Genomic DNA, 3167 nt, shown 5'->3' with positions numbered 1-3167 from the left:
CCGTCACACCACGCGACCTTCGCGCAGCCCTGGGGCCCGGGCTCGGGTTCCGGCGTGGAAACCGACCTGTTCGACGGAGTGGCGACGCGCTGATGCCGGAACGGACCGCGAACGGACCGCGGGAGGGAATCCTGATGTACACCGGGAACATCATGTACGCCAGGGTCGGGGACCGCCTCGTCGTGCGTAATTCGGCAACAGGTCGTACCGAGCGCCACGGTGTGATACTCAAGATTCGCGGCGAGAGCGGCCGAGCGCCGTTCATCGTCCGGTGGGACGACGGCCGCGAATCGTGGTACATCCCGGCCGCCTACGAATCGGTCGAGCTACGTCCCAGCCGCGACCGGCGGCCCGGCTGAGGACCCCCTCGGGTGGAGGGGTGCCGCCTACTGATCATTGCCGGCGGGCGGCACCCGGCGTCACCCCCGGACCCTATTTCCCGGAGTAGAGCTGTTTATAGCGGGCGCCCGCCTGCCGGTTCAGGTAGAGACACGTGGCGCTGAGCGGTCGGTACAGGTTCGAACCGACGTTGTTCGGGTCGCAGTTGTTGAAGTAGTACTCGTAGGCCAGCCCCTTGCCGGCATGGGCCACGAACCAGTCGTACATCCACTGGATGTAATTGGCGTTGTCACCGCCACCGTTGTTGCCGCTGGTACTCACCACCCCCCATTCGCCGACGCCGAAGAGCTTGTTGTGCGCGCGGGCGAAGTTGAACCAGTAGTTCAGCCCACCGGGGGCGTTGGCCTGGGCGTCGAACTCGGCCTTTGTCCGGGACGGCGGCCAGTGGTCGTACGCGTCGAGGCCGACCCCGTCCACCCAGGCGTCGCCCGGATACATGTCCATCGGGTTGTGACTCGGCGGGTTCTGCGAGTAGTGAGCGTTGAGGCACCAGCACAGGGTGGGGTCCGGCTCCGCGGTCGAGTTGATGGCGTCCGCGACGTGGCGCCAGCAGTTGACGTAGTCCTTGGGGTTGGTGGCGGACCATTCGTACCAGTCGCCGTTGCCCTCCCAGGCGATTCGCAGGTAGGAGTTCTGCCGGCCGTAGGCGTTCAGTACGCGGCCGAAGGTCTTCCAGTACTCGTCGTAGGCCCCGGTGGCGCAGGTCGCGTTGCTGGCACCGATGTGCTCCGGGAAGGGGGGGATGGAGATGATCAACCGGCCGGGCCAGTTGGCGAAGGTACGCAGCAGATCCACCGGCTGGCTGACGTTCGCCCAGCTGTTCCGGGTGGTGTAAAGCAGGGTGAAGTCACAGGGCGCCCCGCGCCAGGTGCAGAACGCCTCCAGGTTCTGCTGGTTCATCACCGGATCGGGATAGGTTCCGGTCAGCCACCCTTTGCCCGAGCGGGGCCCGGCGTAGGACGGCGGGGCCGGCGGCGGGTTCGCTCCGGTGGTGACCTCCGCCCGGTCGAAACCAACGTTGTTGCCCTGCGAGGAGGTGTTGCGCTGCCCGGTATTCGTCAGGGTCAGGGTGTGCGTGCCGGCGGCGATCTTGTCCGAGCTGTAGAACAGGGTGATGCTCGAGGTCGGCGCGTAGGTGTCGACGTTGACCGGCTGGCCGCCGTCCAGGCGGATCGTGCTGAATCCCCCGATCGGGCCCTTGGCGCCGTAGATGTTGACCTGCGTTCCGCTGAAACGGATCGTGGCGACCGCGCCGGCGGTCGCCGAGTAGTAGAAGCTGTTGTTCGGGGAGGTAATGCAGCCGGTGCACTTCGTCCACCCGGTCGAGTAAGAGACCTGGTTGGTGCCGGTGCCGATCGTCGTGTCCTCGATGGTGAGCGCCGTGGGCACCGGCGGTGTCGGCGGGGGCGGCGCCACCTCGTTGATCGCCTCGGCGCGGTCGAAGGCGACGTCGTAGCCCCGGGACGTGGCATTGCGCTGGTGCAGGTTGGTGATCTGCACTGTGTGGGTGCCCGCGGTGAGCGTGTTCGAGGTGAAGATCGAGCTCGCGACCGCGACCGTAGCGAAGGTGTCGACGAGCTCCGGGGTGCTGCCGTCGATGCTGATCGCGGCCTGGCCGCTCCACGGTCCCTTGACCCCGAAGATGGTCACCCGCGTGCCGATGAACTGGAACGCGGCGACGCTGCCGTAGGTCGACGAGTACCGGAAGCCGTCGTCGAGGGGCCCGGCTATGCACCCGGTGCACCGGGTCCACGTCCCCGTGTAGGAGACCTGGTTGAGCCCGGTGCCGATGGCGCTGTCCTCGATGATCGTCGGGGCCTGCGCGCGGGCAGGTCCGGTCAATGCCCCGGTCATCAGAGCCACGGTGAGGGTGAGCAGCAGCCCGCCGATCCGGTGGCGACGTGCTCGAGTCCGCGCGTGACGGCCGTTCGAATATCTCCTGGGCTGGGACGCTGTCCCGTCCCGTTTGTTCTCTGTGCGCATTCTCCAGTCCTGTCCTGGGTTGTGGAACGCGTGTCGAGCTTGTCGATGAAAGCTGACTCATCAACCAGGAAGGAAGCTAGATCAATGGTTCGCGGGCATGGTCGAACGTCGTTGTCCGGAGATTCGACGCGCACTTCTCCAGGGATGGGCGAAGACTTGTGACGTCGTCCTTCCCGGCGGTTCGGGTGGAACGTGCACAGCCGGATTGCGCAGATTCTTCGCTCGCGGCGGCGCTGTCACCGGTTCTGGCGGTTCCTTGGGGTCGGCGCAGAAAAATCGTGATCCGTTCGGCCCGGTCGGTCAACGCCTGCGCGGGAATGCCGATACCTTTGTAGCCGAAGGTGCGACCTACCTCCGGTACGCCTGCGGTCTGAGTGCCAGCGGTCTGAGCGCCTGCGGTCAGAGCAGGGTGCCGAAGACCTGCGTCCAGTAGCGACCATACTCGCCGCCGGTGGCCTGCCCGACGCCGATCTGGCGCAGCCGCGGGATGAGGATGTTCGCCCGGTGACCGGGGCTGTTCATCCATCCCGTCACCACCTCGTCCGCACTGCTCTGGCCGGCGGCGATGTTCTCGGCGACCTGGGCGTAGCGGTAGCCCAGAGCGCTCACCCGGTCGGACACCGTGCGTCCCTCCGGGCTGGTGTGCGCGAAGAAGCCACGGGTCGCCATGTCCACGCTGTGCGCCTCCGCGGCGGCGGCCAAGCGGTCGTCGACGGTCAGCGGCGCGAGACCCTCCCGGGCGCGCTCGGCATTGGTGAGCGTGACGACCCGCGCGAGCACGAGGG

The 3167-nt window shown here is 67.0% G+C and carries 3 protein-coding genes; 1 reads left to right on the top strand and 2 read right to left on the bottom strand.

The annotated features are described in order from the left end of the window. Positions 1–134 precede the first annotated feature (134 nt). On the top strand, positions 135–359 hold the full coding sequence (locus AC08OX_RS09050) for a DUF1918 domain-containing protein (protein ID WP_232235012.1): 225 nt from the start codon (positions 135–137) through the stop codon (positions 357–359). 73 nt (positions 360–432) lie between these two features. Here AC08OX_RS09050 and AC08OX_RS09045 read toward each other — a convergent pair whose 3' ends face one another. Together AC08OX_RS09045 and AC08OX_RS09040 are read right to left on the bottom strand one after the other, a co-directional pair. Further along, positions 433–2382 (bottom strand): glycoside hydrolase family 26 protein, encoded by a 1950-nt coding sequence (locus tag AC08OX_RS09045; RefSeq protein ID WP_476607398.1) that lies wholly within the window; start codon positions 2380–2382, stop codon positions 433–435. A 399-nt stretch (positions 2383–2781) separates the two neighbouring features. After that, positions 2782–3167: CAP domain-containing protein (locus AC08OX_RS09040; RefSeq protein WP_476607397.1), on the bottom strand; the 386-nt coding region annotated here is incomplete at its 5' end.

The sequence above is a fragment of the Frankia sp. CoBUL1 genome (assembly GCF_978021245.1).
The sequence above is the reverse complement of the archived record's forward strand: the minus strand, read 5'-3'. Positions and strand labels throughout refer to the sequence as shown.